General features: G+C 35.1%; 13 protein-coding genes. 3 read left to right on the top strand and 10 right to left on the bottom strand.

Features of this window, described 5'->3' with window-relative positions; all coding sequences use genetic code 11:
* The first annotated feature begins 43 nt into the window (after positions 1-43).
* Entirely contained in the window at positions 44-547 is a 504-nt protein-coding gene (locus tag ACE198_RS00960; RefSeq protein ID WP_375374369.1) for an RrF2 family transcriptional regulator, read from the top strand.
* Between the two features lie 217 nt (positions 548-764).
* Here the strand turns inward: ACE198_RS00960 and ACE198_RS00955 are convergent, their stop codons facing one another.
* Positions 765-1,211, bottom strand: coding sequence for a carboxymuconolactone decarboxylase family protein (locus ACE198_RS00955; RefSeq protein WP_098575980.1), 447 nt, complete (start codon positions 1,209-1,211; stop codon positions 765-767).
* Positions 1,212-1,493: 282 nt separating this feature from the next.
* On the opposite strand from ACE198_RS00955, the gene lspA reads away from it, so the two are divergent.
* Positions 1,494-1,931, top strand: coding sequence for a signal peptidase II (lspA, locus tag ACE198_RS00950; protein ID WP_375374368.1), 438 nt, complete (start codon positions 1,494-1,496; stop codon positions 1,929-1,931).
* Between the two features lie 141 nt (positions 1,932-2,072).
* On the opposite strand, the gene ACE198_RS00945 is transcribed toward lspA, so the two are convergent.
* The 4 genes from ACE198_RS00945 to ACE198_RS00930 all read right to left on the bottom strand — a co-directional run bounded on the left by ACE198_RS00945 (position 2,073) and on the right by ACE198_RS00930 (position 9,245).
* Positions 2,073-2,309: a hypothetical protein gene (locus tag ACE198_RS00945; protein ID WP_375374367.1), complete on the bottom strand. Its 237-nt coding sequence runs from the start codon at positions 2,307-2,309 to the stop codon at positions 2,073-2,075.
* A gap of 829 nt (positions 2,310-3,138) precedes the next feature.
* A complete protein-coding gene (locus tag ACE198_RS00940; protein ID WP_375374366.1) occupies positions 3,139-5,598 on the bottom strand; it encodes a DUF2357 domain-containing protein in 2,460 nt (819 codons plus the stop codon).
* Positions 5,570-7,399, bottom strand: a complete 1,830-nt coding sequence (locus ACE198_RS00935; RefSeq protein ID WP_375374365.1) for an AAA family ATPase — start codon at positions 7,397-7,399, stop codon at positions 5,570-5,572. Before ACE198_RS00935 ends, ACE198_RS00940 begins: the two co-directional genes overlap by 29 nt.
* 124 nt (positions 7,400-7,523) lie before the next feature.
* The gene (locus tag ACE198_RS00930; RefSeq protein ID WP_375374364.1) at positions 7,524-9,245 is read right to left on the bottom strand and encodes a hypothetical protein; all 1,722 of its coding nucleotides are present in this window, start codon (positions 9,243-9,245) and stop codon (positions 7,524-7,526) included.
* Positions 9,246-9,372: 127 nt separating this feature from the next.
* Here ACE198_RS00930 and ACE198_RS00925 point away from each other — a divergent pair, with 127 nt between their 5' ends.
* The gene (locus ACE198_RS00925) at positions 9,373-10,623 is read left to right on the top strand and encodes a DNA cytosine methyltransferase (RefSeq protein WP_375374363.1); all 1,251 of its coding nucleotides are present in this window, start codon (positions 9,373-9,375) and stop codon (positions 10,621-10,623) included.
* 57 nt (positions 10,624-10,680) lie between these two features.
* Here ACE198_RS00925 and ACE198_RS00920 read toward each other — a convergent pair whose 3' ends face one another.
* From ACE198_RS00920 to ACE198_RS00900, 5 genes are all read right to left on the bottom strand, one after another.
* Positions 10,681-11,457, bottom strand: a complete 777-nt coding sequence (locus ACE198_RS00920; RefSeq protein WP_375374362.1) for a hypothetical protein — start codon at positions 11,455-11,457, stop codon at positions 10,681-10,683.
* 269 nt (positions 11,458-11,726) lie between these two features.
* Positions 11,727-13,598 (bottom strand): DrmB family protein, encoded by a 1,872-nt coding sequence (drmB, locus tag ACE198_RS00915; protein ID WP_375374361.1) that lies wholly within the window; start codon positions 13,596-13,598, stop codon positions 11,727-11,729.
* On the bottom strand, positions 13,599-17,162 hold the full coding sequence (locus tag ACE198_RS00910; protein WP_375374360.1) for a helicase-related protein: 3,564 nt from the start codon (positions 17,160-17,162) through the stop codon (positions 13,599-13,601). It lies immediately after the preceding gene.
* A gap of 10 nt (positions 17,163-17,172) precedes the next feature.
* Complete coding sequence (locus ACE198_RS00905) at positions 17,173-18,684, bottom strand: DISARM anti-phage system protein DrmE domain-containing protein (protein ID WP_375374359.1); 1,512 nt, start codon at positions 18,682-18,684, stop codon at positions 17,173-17,175.
* On the bottom strand, positions 18,644-19,627 hold the full coding sequence (locus tag ACE198_RS00900) for a hypothetical protein (protein WP_375374358.1): 984 nt from the start codon (positions 19,625-19,627) through the stop codon (positions 18,644-18,646). Before ACE198_RS00900 ends, ACE198_RS00905 begins: the two co-directional genes overlap by 41 nt.
* Between the last annotated feature and the right edge of the window lie 209 nt (positions 19,628-19,836).

Below are 19,836 nucleotides of genomic sequence, written 5' to 3'. Positions count from 1 at the left end.
ATAATTATTAATCTCTTAATTCAAATAGGAAGCAGGTGTTTGCATGCAGTATAGTATTGGTGTTGAATATGGCCTGCATTGCCTTGTTTATTTAATTGATATTCCTCCAGATTCAAGCATAGGAATAAAGGATCTTTCTGCCTTTCAAGGCATTTCAGAGACATATCTCTCAAAAATTTTTGCCAAATTAGCCAAGGCAGGTATCGTAAATTCAGTACCTGGGGTTAAGGGCGGCTATAGATTAGCGAGGTCCCCAGAAGAAATTTCTTTTTGGGATGTAATCGAAGCAATTGAAGGGAAAAAGCCCATTTTTCAATGCAAAAACATAAAAGATAATGGCCTTCTGGTTCGAGATAATCAAAACTCCAGCTGCTGCTCCGAAACTTCCGCTTGCACCATTAATCTGGTTATGCTTGAGGCAGAAGAAAATATGCGCAATTTTTTACGTAAAAAGACCCTTTCATGGCTGAACGAAGAGCTGGATCATGTTTTATCGAAACAAGCACGTCAAGATACACGTGCATATTTCGAAAAGAGCAACAGTTAATCAAGACACCCCTTTCCCCTCTATCCCGCAAGTTAAGGGGTTCTTTACCCAATTACCCATAAATTTCAAAAAAAACGTCTCCAAAAACAAACATCCTATCCCGATTCATTCCCCTACTAAAACCTATTTCTCTTATCTTTTGATAATCCTATATTACAAATCAAGCGCTAATCCCTTTTCAAGGTTAGCGCTCGATTAATGTATAAACATAAAAATTCTATTTTGCCGCAGTTGCGAAATTTCCCATTGAAATCGAGATTCGATTCCAACTATTAATTTGATTGATCAAAATAACAAGATCTACATAATCCTTTTCACTAAAATGAGCACGGACTCGATCATAAAGCTCATCGGGTACTCGCTTAGTTGGTATTAACGTCACATGTTCAGTTAATTCTAATGCTGCTTTTTCAGCATCCGTGTAGAAGTCACAATCTTCCCATGCGCTTACGCAGTATAAACGCTGTTCCGTTTCACCCATTTTTCGAGCATCAGCGGTATGCATATTAATACAATAAGCACAGCCATTAATTTGAGAAGCACGGATTTTAATTAGTTCCCGGAGTTTACGGTCTAGTCCACTAGTTTTCGTATACTTCTCCATTTCCATCATGATTTTAAGTGCTTCAGGTGCTATATCATAGTAATTAATACGTAGTTCCATTTCTATTCCCCCTACTATTATAGATACAGTTAATCGCCGATTAACTGTATCTATAATTTACACCTTTAATTAGCTTTTGTCAAACCAAGATTATGGTTCTACTTAGAATAGGACTTTAAAAACTAAGCCTAGATAAATGGTCCACAGGGACGGTTCCTTAAAGTGAAAATCGGAAGTTTCTACGTTTAAAAAATGGCGAGCTTCATAATAGAATAGAAAAAAAGCATCAATTATAATGATGATTAGGCTACAAAATATTCTGAAAGAGAGTAGGATTATTATATGCTATTTTATGTAATGGCAATCCTCGTTATTGTGATGGACCAGCTTTCTAAATATCTCATTCGGGCCAACATTCATATGAATGAAACATTTACATTGTGGGGAATACAACTCACACATATCGAAAATAGCGGGATGGCAGGAGGTTTATTTCAAGGCTATGCATGGCTCTTCGGAGTTTTGGCTGTGGTTTTCGTAATATGTGTTTTATATTTTCGCAGGACTGGAGAAATGAAGGGGGCTCTCATCGATTGTAGTTTTGGATTCCTAGTCGGAGGAGCAATTGGAAATGGTATCGATCGACTCTTGTTTGGACAGGTGACAGATTTTATCATTCGCTCTGGCGGAATTCTTAACTTGGCCGACCATGCTATCGAGATTGGCGGGTTATTGCTTATTATTTATGTGGTCGTTAGATGGTGGAAAAGTAAGCACTAGATTCTCATATAAATGTTTGGCGATGAAACAAAACAACAAAGGGTATACTTTTAGCGTTCACTATTCAATCCTAATAAAAATAACCCGGAGTTTTCTCCGAGCATTCAGTGCTTGGGTAATATTACTAATCAGATTCCAAAATCATCTGGAAAATAACCGATAGGTCCCTGGCGAAACCCTTTCCAAAACACGATATTCATCACTCACATTAGAGGAATTATTCCCTCCTAAAGACTTCGGGACCATATCAGCAAGTGCCGTACCTGCACTTTTCCATGTATTAGGATAATTGGCATTGATCCAATCATCCACTTCCCTGATTGTCCCTTCGCCTCCTAATTCATCCAATGCTAAAATAATAGCTTCATAATGATTCATTTTACACACATCCTACCTTTCCCGTTTATTTCAAACAAATACTTTAGAAGCATGAGAAATCAACGCAATATGTAAGCAAATTCTGCGATTTTCTGGAGACATCCTGCCGGATACCGGTTTCGCATTTTTGCCAGCGATCGAAAAACCTGTGAACAAACTCAAAGTCTTTAAAACTAATCCTTCGGTCATTTGATAGATTAACACTTAGGCTATTAGATCTCGCTTTACTTATTATTAAATAGCTCCCTTGGACTCCGACCTGAAACCACAAATGCGTGCTATGATTCTGTGAAACCGTATGTATTTCGAACTCTGATACTCTAGCTTTTTTATTAAGATTCTCCCATAATGTTTTTGCAACCATATACCTAACCTCATTTAGTATAAATTTACCAATTAATATTTTTATTATATCAAAAGCTTATGGATAAAAACTGGAATATTTATCGGATTTGAAATTTCCTATAATTTTAGAAGAAACGTAGAGGTTTATTTGGGACGCCAGAGATAGCCATTTAAAAATACAAATCTTTCTTCCTGGACAGCTGTATTTGGCATTATTGCCCTAAACACGGGCAACAACTTCCGAAACTAGTGTAGATATTTGGCAAAGGAAATTATATTGGAAGGTGAAAAGGTATTATTGCTTCGATAGTTACTATTATAAAAAAGGGTGGAACCTTATGAGAATTTGGGAGCACCAAGTTAAGGAGGAATTTAATAACGTTATAGACAGCATTGTAGATTTTGTTGAAAGTTGAAGAAAGAAAATAAAGAGTGCTCATTCTGTTTGCGCCAAAACGAAGAATAGTCTTCCCAAATGAGAAGACTACAATAATGACATAACTTCCTTAAAAACCACAGAAGGTTGCTGGATTAAAATATTTAAGTTCAAAGTACGCTCTAATCCACTTTTCTTAATGATTAACTTTTCTTGTTCCTTATTTAGAAGAATCTCAATATCCCTAAACGAAAACTTTTTAACAGCAGATGCATCATCAAGATTTGACCCATCAAGTTGAATTGAGATTCTATCCGAAAGGCGTCTAAGGGTATTCCATAGAGTCTTTTCTTGTTTATTTTTCATATAAAGCTCAGGCAGTTCTTTTGCTTCTTTTAATTGGGTTAATGTGGTAATCATACAAGTGGCAATTCCATATTTAACAGGTCTAATCAAGTTTGGGGTCCACTTCCAAGCCTTAACATAAAAATTGATGTTATCATTGTCCGTTAAAACCCGTTCAATTTTTCCATAGTCTACAATACCATTTTGTTCTCTTGCAGCCTCGGTTGCATATAAGGCTACATATTTTGCTTCCTGCCATCCCTTGCGCAACTTTGACAACGGAATCTGAAAATAACCACTTCGAATAAAACGTTTGTAATCGTCCTCATTCGATACGGTTCCAACAAGGACCTTGTCAACCAAACTGGACTCCCATTCCTCCATGATGCCAATCGGTAAAATACCTTCCCTTTGAATTTCTTCAGGATTTTTTTCAATTAACCGTTCCACAAACTGCTCCACTAAATCTGTAGCCTGAGGTAAAAAAGGGAGTCCGCCAATGTTGACTTTATTAATACTCTGATAGAGAAGGTGTTCCCGATACTCCTCTTCCCCGTCCCAAGGGAATAACACATAAGCACCAAATGCAGTACGCTCAAATGGCCCGTCCTCATTATTCATTACTACCAATGAATCCCGATAGCGATGCATCGTGTTAATATCTTCTTCTAATGGACCCGGGGTTTTATAGCGATCTCTGTAGAAACTTCCCTCTTGTGCATAATCGACTCGATATTTGGCATCAAATACATAGTTATAGAGATAATCCTTGCCCTTTTTGGAAATTGTAAGCATGGTATCAGGCTTTTGATAAATAGTAGGCAGATCACGTTCGCTTTTTTGAAATGTAAGGAATATTTTCTCTTTAGTAATGGGATGTTCAAATTTTCGCTCAGCCTTCCTGTTTGTGTCTAAATTTACGAATAACCCATTTCGATTTACTTTAATAATATCGTTACTTATCATTGTATATTTGTGGCTAAGGATTTGTCCCAATTTCAAGAATGTCCAATATTCATACAAGGTTGCCACATCTTTTACAGACATTTGATAAAAATTGGACTGAAGCATTAACCCCTTGGAGACAGTCAAATATATTTGAAAGGCATCACGATAACCTGGTGCCATTTGCATAACCAAGCTCATCACCGAACGGTCTAGCCGGCCAATACTCTGCCAAAAGTGGTTTTTCACTTTCGTCTCGATGGATTTCCTCATCGCATTTAAATGTTCGATTAACTCTGGATCAGGATCTATCTTCCACCGTTTATTGGGATTTTCGAGAGCCTTTATTAAATCCTCAAGCTTTTCCTTTAGTCTCTCCATCATCCATTTAACATAACGAGTCTCTAACGTATCGTATAAAAGCTCCTTCTTAATCCGTAGACCCTCACGCGGCATCAACGTCCTGTCATGAATAGGAATCCCCCGATTTACATCTACAAATTTATTGTTCTTTTGAAGGTATTTTCGGGTATATGAATCACTCTTACCAAGCTGATCTCCACGGACCTTTACATAAGTAGTTTCCAACTTATGATGCGGCTGCTGCTCAATTCGGTTTATGGCTTGGATAAACTGTTGGAAATGCTTTGTAATTAAACGATAAAATTCTGCCCTGCTTGGATTGCCTTCCAGCTTAATATTTGCGCCTAAATAAGTTTTCCGAATAAAGTGGAACGCAAGGTTATAAATTTCGTCATTCACTTCTTCAAGCAATTTCCGATAATCGTTTCGATAATCCAATTTTGCTGGAAAAATTTCGAGCGTAACATCTAGAAGTGTCTTTCCTTCCTGCCTGATTTCAAAGGTAGAATAGCCCACTTCATTTTGAAATTGGAGATTACCCATTAATACTGGTATCCCAGCCATATCTGATATGTAAATGGCCTTTCGAAATAGGGGGTACTCATGATAAAACTCTAGTTGTTGTTTTTGCTTCGGAATTACAACTAACACGTAATTCCCGTTTTCGAAGAAAATAGGACGGACACTTTGTATAGGGGTTAACTGCCCTTTCTCAATATCATAAACTTGAATGGATTCCACTGTAGGCCCAGAAGCAGAGAATTCCATTACATCATGGCGATCCATACCCTTATATTGTTTTAGTCCTTCATAGCGATAATGGTAAGGCTTCCCCTTTATGATCAATGAAAAGTCAGATGCTTCAATTTTGACTAACTCAACATCATCACGAGATCCAGAAGGAAGTGAAACCATCTATTAACCCCCTAAACATCTCTACTACCTTGGCTGAACTTTTTGGATATTTGGCTTGGTTAATTTCCTCGTCATAAGAGTCTCGACCGTCTTCATATGGTCTTCCAGTAAAGTGCTTATATAAATTGCCTAACAACTTTTCCACACGCTGGTCACTTCCGGCAATACGCGGTAGGATTTTTTGAAGAATACAGTGGTCAAAGGCATCTTCAAAATCCATAAATTCGCTATTTTCATTGTAATCCATATAGAAACAGATTTCGTCCCGTACCCGATAACCCACATGGGCGTTAATTAACTTTAAAGATTTATTGATTTCTTCTAATTCATCAATAACCCTTTCAACAAGAGCTTTATTCGAAACATATAAATCTTTTAAATACAGATAATCAGCACTTAATTTATCATTTTGCACAACTATGGGTTTTACCCCTTCCCTATCCTCAAGGAAGGATAAAATCTTCAGGTCAACCCGGTTAAATTCAATTGTATTAGCACGGTCCAATACTTTTTTACTGAAAGGGTGTGTTGTTTCATCCATATTAACTGTACCTATTATATATAAATTCGTAGGAAGTTTGATTTCACGTTTTGCTAGGGTTTCCTCTATTGCTATCATTGTTGACGTAACAATTTGTCCTTCTTCCCATTTACGGCTTTCCATAACGCTCAAGACATCGCTAAAATAATGTTCCACTCTAGCTAGGTTCATTTCATCAAGTAACACAAAGTAAGGAAGCTTAGCATTATTTTCAGCCTGTTCGATTACCTTAGTTAACGGTCCCGGCTTAAAATCACCCTTGATATCAACATAACCAAGCAAATCTGAACTGTCATTCCAATCAGGACGAACTGGAATCAAGGTAAATTGGCCATTCTTTTCACTTGCTCCTACACTCTCTGCAAACCACTGGACAATTTTTGTTTTTCCTGTGCCTGAAATACCAGAGAGAATAACAAATGGCTTAGTCTTTATGGATAAAAATAGGTTAATTACTTCTTCTTTTGAATAATGGAAGCCTTTTGATTTTATGTAAGAATGAATATGGTCGATTAGGTCTTTATTGGATAACAAACGCTCTGGCTTTTCTATTATGATATCGTCCGGCTTATTATCAATTATATAATCTATGGTGCTCTTCTCCTTTAACGGGATATATTTTCCAATATTGATCCACTCCAGCCAAGGGTCAGGTGCATTTTCCGTAAAAGGCTCCCCTTTGTGAAGGTCTTCAATCCATGCCCTTTTTATCGTCTTGACATCTAAAATGGTGAAAATTGATAGGTAATTTTGGACGGGCCCTTCTGTACTTTCGTGCGAAATAATCTTTAGAATATCAGAATCGTTTTCATCTACTGCCCCAGGTACAGCTAGACCACGAAAAATGACATCTCTTCCTCTCTTCCCTTTCGCAAACACAAAAAATGGAGGAACATTTTTTCGATTTCCATCAAGAAATTCATCAAAAGAATAACGGAGGATTAAATTTCCTTTTTTTGCAGTCTCATGTATACCACGGCCCGCTTTCCGATTGTCTCCATAGTAATAAAACTTTCCTGTTTCAAGTTCAATTCGATTCGACCATTCATCATGTGAAAGATCTGAATAGAGTACACAATACTTTGTATTTACTCCATTACGGGCGCCTACGGGTCTAAATCCCCCTTGGTTTTCGCATCCCATTAATTTCGATAAAGGGTCATCACCCGCATTCCCTTTCGTTCCGCCTTCATATATAGTCCCTATTTTTAAATCGGCTTTTGGTAAGTCAGTAACAGCAATTGTATATGTGCTATTCATTTATTAAAACACCTCTTTGTTGCAAATATTTATATGTATAGAACATTTATAGATTCTGTGCCTAAGTTCGCTAGAAGAAAAAACGGCCTTCTCTAAACTCCCAATGTTCTTAAATGTTCCATTCTTATTGCAATTGGTATTCTGATGTTAATTTAATTGTAGACCAACCATGTTCTTGCCCTCGGCTAAATTTTACTCGAAGACTGATTGTTTCATTATCTTGGTTCCAGGCCAAAGTATTTTGTATTGCAGAAGGCTGTTTTACATAAACATTAATAAAACTGTCAATTTTTGAATGCTCCTTACAATAACTAACACTTTCCTCATAAAAGGTTACAGCCATCATTGCCTTTCCCAAAAGATTCTCTATCCCTTGTTTTAATTGTTCTTGATTTGCTTGCAGCAGTTGTATCCCAATCTCATTTGCCAGCACCTCTAAACTTTCCTTTCGTCCCAATTCCCCAATTTGGAATTTAGTCTTCACTTCATTTACAATAGAATCAAGGTTACCTATATTAAAATAAGTTGGACCTAGAATTGTTCCTATCCCTGGATTTTTTGTGGTAATCTTACCACTTTTCTTCGCAAGCGCTTTTAAAGATATATTTTCAACTACATACTCGTCATTGACCTTCAGAATTAATTGAAGATCACCTGTACTAAGCCGGTCGTTAATATAACTATCAGGTACTAATTCAACGCTATCAATTTTAAAGCTATTATATTTCTCATACAATTTTTCCTTTATTACTGGAACTACTGTTGATGTAGCCTCATATAGTTTTTCTAACGATTCTGGCTTTACGTACAAATAATATGTGTCCATTAATTGTATACACTCATCAGGTTCAACCTGGGATATCTCAGGAAACTCTTTAAGAAAATAGTAGTATGCCAAAGCCTCATGACACTTTCCGATTGCATTACTACTATTAGATGTTTGAATGTATTGATGCTCTTCTATTAATTCATTCATTTTATGTATAGTTCTACTATTTATTAACTCTATTTCTGTCTCTTCCTTGAAATCGTCATAACTTGCCGCCAACTTTATTGATGAAGCTGGGCTACTTTCAAACTTAAATCGTAATGTCAGTGCTACTTTACCAAATTTAATTCCTACTGTATTTTTCCCTACCTTATATATTTGAATATCTCCAAAACGGGGTGTTCCTGGATTAAACTCCTCCACACTAACGTCATCTATGTGCTTCCCATAACTCGTAATGATATTTACATCTCTAGTCATGAAAAATTCATTATATGCATAAAAGAAACCTTCACTTTTTTCATTAAAGGAATCCTTTAGCAAATGAAAGCATGTTTCACGTAAGCTATATAAAAAATTATTCCTGAAATGATTTATACTTTCTGTAAACTTTGGAAAATAGGTATGTACCAACTTCTTTAAAATCTTTTTGTCGGATAGGTAATGTATTCCTTCCTTAAATTTTACTAACTCTTTTAAAAAAATTAGATAACTTTCTTCAAAAGCGCTATTAAACATTCCCTGTAACCTCTCTGATAAAAAATATTTAGACAGGAAACTTTTAGCACCAGGGTTTTTAGGCTGAATTCTACCTCCTTTTTTAATAAAAAACAGGTTAACTGATACGTGACTATTATCATTTAAATATAGGGTAAGATCTTTTGCTTGATCTGGATGGATGGTTTCAAATTTTGAAGTAACTGAGATAATGTTCGGATAGAGGGTAGTAATAAAATACACAGTTTGTGAAACAGTCTCTGGAAAGTGATCTATGGATTGTTTTCCTTGGTACAGTAATAAAGCCTGATGGACGGACCTAACATGTTCATCGCCAATTAATCTGGGATTCTTCCTCATTCACAACACCTCCCATTTATTATAACTCAATAACAACTGTTAATTAATGGTCTATAATAGAAAAAGCTGGCCTTGTCCTTCAAGAAATGATAAAATAACCTTATATATTTTATTGGGAGGTATGAAAATGAAACTAGAGGAAAGAGGACGAGCCAAATACCGCCCTTTAAAAGATTATGACTCAGAACAAGTTAAACAGCTTCTACTTGATAAAATAGAGGAAGAAGATAAATTAATTCAAAGTATTAAAGATGATTACGAAATGCCTGAACTTGATTATAGAGAAGATAAGATTAATGTCATAAGCCTATTTTCTGGCTGTGGTGGACTTGACTTAGGCGTTGAATTGGCTGGTTTATCTGCGGTCATTGGAGAAGAAGAGGCTTTTAAAGCCTTCAAAGATCGTGAATGGTTTAATGCGGTTAGAGGAGAAAGTATATTTCATACAATCTATTCCAATGATCTCTTTAAAGAGGCAAATGAATCTTATAAGTTGAATTTTCCTAAAGTACTTCAACAACAGTTAGATATTCGAAAAGTGAAGACTTTTCCCAAAGCCGAACTAGTACTTGGAGGTTTTCCTTGTCCCGGCTTCAGTGAAGCTGGACCTCGTTTAATTGATGATGAAAGAAATTTCCTTTATATTCACTTTATCCGATGTCTTCTCCAAGCAAAACCATTTGCTTTTATTGCTGAAAACGTAAAGGGCATGATGACGCTAGGTAAGGGTGAAGTTATTAATCAAATAGTACAGGATTTTGCATCGGCAGGATACAATGTAAAGTTCAAATTGGTTAATGCGCGTGATTATGGTGTTCCTCAATTAAGAGAAAGAGTATTTATTGTTGGAATCCGAAAAGATTTAGGATTTGAATATGAACATCCGGAACCTACCCATGGGGAAGGAAAATTACCTTATGTAACCTTAAAAGATGCAATTGGTTATTTGGAAGAAAATCCTGGTGATTGGTTTGAGGGTAGCTTCTCTCCGATATTTTTATCTCGTAATCGCAAGAAAAAATGGGACGAGCAAAGTTTCACTATCCAAGCATCAGGGAGACAAGCCCCTTTACATCCAAGTGGTCCAGCTATGGAAAAATTAGGTCCCGATAAATGGGCACTTCCTGGAGATGAATCCCAACACCGCCGTTTATCAGTAAAAGAAATTGCTCGTATTCAGACCTTCCCGGATTGGTTTTTGTTTTCTGATGGTGGAAACATGAATGTGCAGAAAAATAATAGGTTAGACAAGCAATATAAACAAATAGGGAATGCCGTGCCAGTATTACTTGCAAAAGCAATGGCAATGCCTATTGCGCTTTGGGCAAAAGACAACATGAATTTGATAAAAAATAAGAATTCTATTCTAATAAAGTGAAATTTAAACCTTACCCGATTTGGGTAAGGTTTATTTTATTATTAAATTTAAAAGTACCTAATTTTCTTCTATTTCTTCAACTTTAATAGTTTTCAAAAATAAATTACTCTTTTCTATAAATGAAAATTCTGTACATTTGGACATTACTGGCTTATCTCCTAATAGAAATTGTTCATTATCTACGGGATGAAATAAATACCAACATTTATTATTAAGCACCACTGTTAGGTTTTTATTACTGTTTGAGAAAAATTCTAAAAACCTATATAGTGTTTTGATTACAGTAAAATAAACAAAAATTATTAATAGAAGGTAAAAGAATAGAACTCCTACTAAAACACTGTATTGTTGGATTGTTGTCAATTTATCATTATAAAATTCAGAGTAAATTTGAGTCCCTATATAATAAGATGGTAACAAAATCCAAGATAAACCATAAATCAAAAATATCATGTAAATTACTATTTGATATCTCCTTTTTATAGTACCAAATAAATTAAAGAACGTTTTTCCAAATAAGTCTAGGGCGCAAATCACTATAAAAATTGCAAAAATAAGTATTGTAGAGAACAATGCAATTTTTGAATTATATTGCTCTTTATTTGAAAAAAACTTATCTGTAATCAGCCATAATAAAACCAAGTAAAAAAGAATTTCCGATAGAGTTCTAATAAACTTTACATAAAACCTTTTTTCCTTTGAAAACAATTTTAATTCAACAGGACTAGCAGAAATTGATGTTATCGGATTCAGTTTTATTATTATAAGAATAATCGAAAAAATAATACCTGGTATTCCAAACTTCGATAAAACTTCTTTTATTATTTCTATCATTATTTTTTCACCTGTATCAAATGTTTTTGAATTTAGTTATCTGCAGATAGCGGGATTCGGCGAATATTAACCCATAAAGCTCATTGTTTAATTGTATAAAAAGTTAACCCCAAAATGATGTCTTTATATGATTAGAGAATTGCAAGGACTTATATTTTTTTTAGTCCTTTTTGCTTGACATTTTTCGACTGCATTCCTTCTAAGTTAAGAAACATAAATAGCATTCGCGAGGATTTCTTAGTAACAGTTATTCTTATTAATTTATTCTTCTAGTCTCTGAAGTAACCTATCTTCTTGTCAATAAGTAGGCTTCTATCTAAATATAAATTCCAATATTCACAAGACGTTTCTGGAATATGCGAACAGTTATAACAAGCTGCACCGTTTAAATTATTTACCCCTTGTCCTTGTGTCTTTCCAAGCTCTGTACAAACTGGGTCAGAACTGCACCATTCTGCATTATTTTTAGCCTTGTCTAAAACATGGAAAAACTTCTCTTGTAATCCCAATCGTACAAGCCCGCCTAAGGTGCCCTCTGAATCGCCAGCAGAAATATAGATTAAAACACCTGTCTGCCCCTCATCCAAGTAAAGCCGTTCTCTGATCGCTGCACGATTATAACCACAGACATTTGCAAGTTCATCAATTATAAAGTGGGATAGTGTGTGCAACATAATATTCCTTGGTTTGAGAATTGTATCATCTCGATGTTCTATATGTCCTACTCGTCGAAGATAGTGTTGGAAATAATGCTGTACGTCCTGAGATGATTCCCATTCTTCGACTTTTTTGGAATTCAATTGTAAAAAGATGCCCTCACCATATACTTCATTTACTGGAAGCCACTTTTCATAAGCATTATTATAATCCTTATAAAGAGAAGGGTAGTAACTATTGTAATCATTAGTGTTTCTGTAATCTTTTCGATCGAAGCCGTATAAAGCCGTTGTTTCTTTTAATTTTAGCACTCTAGATATACGTTCTAAATATGGTTTGTAATAATTCTTGGCGTTTTCTGCGCTACCTTCATAAATCCATTCAGGTTCAACTTTTAGTTCTTTTGAATTTACTGTAGACGTAAGCTTTTCAAATTCTTTTTGCTTAATTACTAGACCTGGTTTTTCTAGCTCCTCGTCCGTGTATTCAAATTCTTCCCCAGCTTCCATATACATCAGAGCTTCTTGAATATCCTCGTCAGTTATCTCTTCCTTCAACTCGAATCTAAGATTTGTTCTTATAAACCGAATTTTTTTCTCTATATCTTCTAAAAAAGCCAGATTTGTTCGAAATAAATACTTAGCTGGAGATTGAATTTTTGATACAATCAGATCTACATTCTCGCTATAATCTCCTGGTATCGCTAGAGCACTAATTTTTTTTGCCATATATACACTAATAGAGTTTCTTAAAATCGCTACTGGCGCTGCGGAACAATCTTCTTTTTCTTCTCCACACCATGGACGCTCACCTTCGCAGGTGTATTTTTGTGATCCTATTTTATTAAGGGTATCTCCTAAAAGGCTGGTTTTCTTTTCACCATCATATGAAGATGTAACTCCTTTTAACCCACGGCTGATATTGCATCCTTCACATTCAATTCTCCAGGAATCAAGCGTTGTCCCCCCACTCATTCTAATTCTTAAATTGCCTTCACAAGTAGTATTTTCATCACCATGAACCCACTTACGCCAAGGGAAATCAGACAAATGACCGTGCTCACAAACTACAACAAAAGGAACCTGTTTATAGTATCTTTTTGTTTTACATTTTGGACACTCTAAGTATACTGAGGTTTGATCAAGCTCTAATTCTCTTAATGACTTACATGAACTACAATAATGCCATCTAGGAAAGCGCATTAAAGGCATGACAAGCCCACTGTTTGGAATGACTTCCATATCAGTTCTTGAATTCTTTCTAAATTCGGGCGGAGTGTAAAATTTATCTACCTTTAAGATTGATTTTAAACGCGGCTCATTTACCGCAAACTCTTCAATATTTTTTGCTTTATTTCCTTTGGAATCTCTAAACCAGAGATCTAGAGCGCCTACAACTGCTGTTTCACCTTCAGGGCTAATTACTAATGATCCTGGTCCTTCTGTTCCGACCAGTTTAGAGCGTCTCATCGGTAAATATCGCATTTAATCATCGTCCTCCCACACAAATTCGTCTTCCTCTTTATCAATTAAAACAATAGATCCTCTACTTTCAACATCTACACTTCTCAAACTATTAATTACTGGAATACTGCCTGCATATTTTTCGCCGTCACTTAAATTACCAGCTTGATACATCAAACCACGCTCTGTATCAGAAACTCGCCAAGTTTCATAACGTCCTTGTAAAATTCCATCCATGAAGGCTTTAAAGATATCTTTCCATATATCCAATTGATCAAGATCGATTAATTCTACCCGCTTTTTAAATCGATGGCGGAAAGCATTGAAACGGTCATCTTTTATAGCCCGTTTTAACTCTTTACTTGTAGGATAGTTTGCTATTTGCATATCCATCCGTTGGCGTAAGAATCCGATTAGAACGCTGGTTAACCCGCGTTCCAAGGAGGCTGTAGAAAAAGGCGTTAAACTTGTTGTTTCTACCTGTGCATAGAGTCTTTGATGATATTCATTAAAGTGCTCAAAATGTGATTTATCTCGCGAGTTTTGATTAGAAAATACTGTTACAATTAAACCTGGTCTCTCGTTAGGTCTTCGCCCTACCCGACCGCTTACCTGAATATATTGGGCTGTCATCTTAGGCTGGCTGACGATGCCCATTATTGATAAACGGTCAATATCGACGCCTACTTCAATAATATTTGAAGCTAAACATGACGTAAGAGCCTTTGTGCGCCCTTTACTATCTTTCGTAGTATAAGGAACATTCAGGTCATCTATAGTTTTAGAGATTTCATTACTTTGTTTACGGGACGTTAATTCTAATGGTGCTCCTAAAAATCTCCTGTTACTGAATCCTTCTCTCTTAACAAATGCATCTATATACGTTGGAATATCGCTATTAAATAAATTTAATCCGGCACCTAAATCTCTTAAGCTATTATAGAATGAAAGCAGTGTCCAAAATGGGTCCCGCCCATCTTCAAGGAAGCTGTCTACTTTCTGCAAAATAGCTGAATACGTCATTACTTGTGCCATCAAAATCCGTACTCTTGATGTAAAAACGCCTATATATTTTCTACCTGGCATTGGCTTACCACTTTCATCAACAGCAATTTTCGAGAAGAACGAATCATCAATGTCGATTCCTGGGCTCGGGAATAATCTTGCGCTTGTTCGTCCAAATAGGCATTTAGCTTGTTCCTCAAACTCTTTAATAGTTGCTGTTGCTGAAATTATTTTAGGCTTAATTGGTACCTCCCCACGATCGTCAATGCATAATTCCTCGATTAATACTTCATATAGACCTGAAAGTGTTCCCAACGGACCTGAAATTAAATGTAGTTCGTCCTGAACAATAATTTGTGGCGGCGATACAATTCGCTCTCCCATTTCATTTATGCCAAATAACTTTCTAGCTCCAGGTTGCCATGTTAATTGAACAAATTTATCGATAGTCCCAATTAAAAAAGTCGGTTGTTTTTCATAAATTGTTTCATCTACGAAATAGACGGGAATATCGTCATGAAAACTACATTGTTCATCTGGGCACGCCACTATTAAGCAGTTATTTTTATTTTTAAAACCAATTACCTGGCTCTCGTTGGGCTTAGCACCTTTTCCCTTCACTTCAACTTTTCCAATTTGACATCCACACCAAGGGCACCTTGTTATTACGAGATTCTCAGGGCCTTTTGACTTTCTCATTGCATTTACTTGCCTTAACGCTTCCTTATTGGTATTAGGTGAAGTTTTTGATCCAACCCAAATTCCAATCGAATAAGGTACACGACCGAGGTCCTTTTCATTTTCTCGACGCACATATTCCATTGCGCAAATTAGTCTAGAAGCACGCTGGAACTGGTCGGCTGTTAACAAACGTAAAGTATAGCGCATTATAATATCTACACCGGCATCAGTAGGATCTAACAAGCGTCTGTAAAACATTTGAAATGCTGCAACGCCTAAATATGCCTCTGTTTTTCCGCCACCAGTAGGGAACCAGATTAAATCAACTGTTTCACGGTCTAAGGAATCCTTTTCTACTAAAGATTGGATTGACAATAAGAAGAAAGCGATCTGAAAAGCGCGCCAGCTATTATCACATGAACCTAAATCGCTCATTTTTTTTGTTGATTCAGCAAATGTTTTTTCAAATACAAGCTCTAATCCCGTATCTAGTTTTTCAAAGTAAGCTTTACGCGGTGTTTTACCATTAATTTGTTGCAACAAAATCGCTTGGTTAGCCATTTTAAATGCTTGGAGTACCTTAGGCTGTTTCAATAATTCTAGTCCTTTTTCTATCCTGGCTAAGCTTTCCTTACAAAATTTCAAATTAGTTTCAGCAGCTTTTTTTAGTTCTTTCTGGAGCCTTTGGGTTTCTTCCTCGCGATCAGCAATCCAATCTTTATAGCCTGTCACTAAAGGCTGCAAAATTTGAAATAACTCATTATAGTTTTTCACATTCATTAAGGCTTGCATTTCAATTCTCAATTTTACTTCTTTGCCCTCAATATTCAACGTGACATCTGGAGTCATGCTCTCCGTTTCATACCTTGGGATAAATGTAGAATTAATTTCTGATATGCTTTTTGTATATTGATTCCAAGTAACTGAACAACCATGACCAATTGCGTAATTAGATTTGTTTCTGAATAATAGCTCGTTATTCCACTCATCTTCTGTTAAATCTAAATTGCGCTGAAAAACCTTAGGGTAATTTAAAAAGCTTCCAGTAGGAGCTGAAATAGTTAAACGAGATTGAAACACTGTAAATTCGTTTATATTATGTCTTGCGGGAGGCTCTGTCACATTTAAAACAGTCACTGTTAATAACGTATATTCGCCTTTTGCACGATATTGAATGTGCAAGTTCAAACTAATTCTTTCGATTCTATTCTTTGTGTTGTCATAAATACGGAAGGGAAATTGCTTTACACCTATACCTTTGCTATGCTCAAATTCCGATAATTTAATCTCTGTTTCGGCGAAAACAGATGTACGCAACCACCAGTATTCGTCAAATTTGTAATATTTTTTCTTACCATTGTCTTCATCTTTGTGAATAATGTCTGCATAGATTTTATGTTTTTCGTATATACCACCTTTAAACTTAACTGTAAATGCTTTTGTATCCCTAGATAAGCAAAATGTCATTCCCATACTTGAAGGCATTGAATCTTTCTGTTGAATTTTAGGTACAGCATCGTCTAAACCTGACTCCTCGTCTATTTCTACTGCATTTAAGTTATCTAATTGATCATAAAACTCTGCTTGTTGCTCATCGTTAATCACGTCAATTACTAACTCGTCTTCTTCAGGCTCGTTGTTTTCAAGATTCATAGGATATAGCATTCCTGCAGCATACCTTCGAGAAGGGGTATCTCTTTGGATGACTTCCTCCTTTAAAGTTGCCTTACTCCAATAATAATTAGTATTTAAGTCATCAAAATTACTAAATGTTGTATTGCTAATAACATTTAAAGGTTTTGTAGCATTTTGAATGTCACTAGGACCTACAATTTCTTGTTCAATGGCATCAATAATCTGTTCACGATTATATAAAGATCTTTCTAACTTTTTATCCACGTTCTACACCTCAACCTTTAATAATCTTCAACGTTTCATTTTCTGGAGTAAAATATGTTTCATTATTAATTCTTTTTATTTCTACAATATTAAAAAATGCTCCTTCAAACTCTTTAGATTCAATTTTATAAAACCCGTTCTCATTGATCACATTTTCCAGATCCTTATCCAACTCATCCATTAAGCAGCGGGAAATATGATGACCGGCTGAAATATGTGCACTAAGAATTTCACTAGCTGCATTTAATATTTCTGTTATCTCATCCCTATCAAACTTAAAAGCCAGTAATAACTTATTTAAACAAGAGGGCTTAATGGAGTGATTACTCATCCAGTTTTTTAGATTATTTTCTCTAGCAACCGTAATTCCATAACGTTGCATTAAAATCTTTGAAACCTTCTCAATCCCTTTCGTTTTCACATGGTGACGTAGCCTTATCTTCCATTTTTCAAGGCTCTCTCGATATTTATCTGCGTTAATGCCCATAATATTGTCTGCTTCTTCTCGGACTAAATTTGACGCATTTTGCTCTCGGAATATTAATAAATCCCCTATGCATAAATCTCTAACTTTCTCTTGAGAGATCTTTAGAGAATCTCTGTCGATCACATTTACTTTTTGCCTAATAGGTAAGAAAATGTAGTTATTGTGAGAAATAGTTGCTAATTTCACCTCAACTTTTTCTTCTAGAGGGATATTTTGAATGTTTTCAAACTGGTTAATTAATGCCTTTTCTGATTTTTCTATTATTCCTTTCGCAAAGGTTTCTTTAAAATCTAAGCCCGAAAAGCCTTTATCAAAGGTAACATTTTTATAGATCGTATTTATTAGATGGTTATGGTTAATTACATCCAAAATACGTCTCCTTTTAGCCAGTCGATTTTCGAAACAAGAATATCCTACAAATATAGTTTTATTTGCATAAAAAATTGTAGAAAACTTACTGTCAAAGTAACTGGGAGTCCCTATAAATATAACTACATCTGCAAAAACTCCTAAATCAACAAATTCTTTATCTGTCAATGCTCTATACATGGTGCCATTAACTTCAATATATTCACTTGACAATTTTTTCTTAGTTAATATATAGGTTTTTTTCGGAGAAAGGTGCTTCTCTTTAATTAACTTAAATAATGCGTCAATATAGGCATTATTTTGCTGTTTCCGTAATACCATTATCAAATCGACAATAGGTTGTATATTTTTTTTGAATAAGTCGGTATAAATTCGTTTCTTTGTTAGAGTAAAATACTTCACGATTAAGTCATTATTCTCTTTAAAGTAAGTGCTATAGCTGTGAACAGTGCCAACTACTTTGCGACATACTTTGATCAATGCCTCGGTTTCTTCTAACAGAAGTTGATCATGTTCATAATACTCCATAACTTCATCCTTCAGCTCTTTCAATGCGTACATTAATTGCCCTATATGATCCTCTTCAATCCTTACAAATTCTATCTTTACTGGCGAGGAATATAATTTATTTGCTAGATCCAAATTTGTTCTTCGATAACCATGCAAAGATCTCGACTCCTTTTGGAACTTCAATTTGATTGTTATCTATGAATTCCAATATATCTTTATTCAAAGATTGACCTTTCTCCATCAAAAACTCCTGTTCAATTTTCAGTTGTATTTCCTCAATTTTTTCATTTGACTCATGTTGATCTATAATAAAAATACACTTTTGTTGCTTAAATTGATCCATCTTCCTTAGTGACCTGCTACTACCGACAAATATTATCGTTGATTCGTTTGGAAGAAGTGGTGAGTGATTTTGCTGGATAAATGAAAAATTTTTAAATGTGCCTTCTGATCCATCAAACAATAGTTCTTCTAATTGAATGTGTTCTTCATTGATTTTTAGGTCAATTACAGATATATTATCTGTCCATTCTTTTTTATTAGCGTATAAATAGGTTTTTGGGATATTTTGCATCATTAACAAATTAAGATTATAGTCTAAATATAAATTTTTTAATTTAATATTATCAGTAATATTTTCTACATGGTTTACTCTTCTCGTGTTTCTAACTTCCGTTACTTCATTGTCATAGATTCTTACATAATTAAACCATCTTGTTTCTGGTATATAGGTAGTACCGTTTAATCGATCTTTTACCACTATGGCTTTAATTTCTGCATTTGGAATTTTGCTTACTTCTATAACGGAATGAGCGACCCATTCATTTCCACTTTTGTAGAGGATCCGATGACCTTTTTTTAAACTAAGATACTTCCCTAATAATGTTTCTTTAGATACGTTCCTGAAATCATAATCAATTGCTCCCAATACAAAAAAATAAGAGAACAGTAGATTAGATGGTACGGATATATATAATTTTATAGGTTGATTTGCTTGTTTGACATAGTTGGCTAATCCTATACTAAATTCCATCCAGTTTTCCAGATAAACGAAATTCCTTGTATGGTCCCTATATTTCCAATTATTTAAAGGTATCACTATTTCATCTCCCAAAGAAAAATCACACAAAATTTCTCGGTTATCTACATCTTTTATTACTCCTCTAAGCCTTTTTAATAAGAGTTCTGTTATTTTTTTCCTATAAATATTATACCATTGTGACTGCTAAACTTAAGTAGACATTTTTTGCTTGATAAGATGAAATACATATTTACCCATATGTACCAGTAAAATATTAGACTTTTATA

Origin of the sequence: Neobacillus sp. KR4-4 (assembly GCF_042136325.1) — a bacterium.
Classification (GTDB): Bacteria; Bacillota; Bacilli; order Bacillales; family Cytobacillaceae; genus Neobacillus.
Note: the sequence above shows the minus strand (reverse complement) of the source record. Positions and strands in the feature narration are given on the sequence as shown.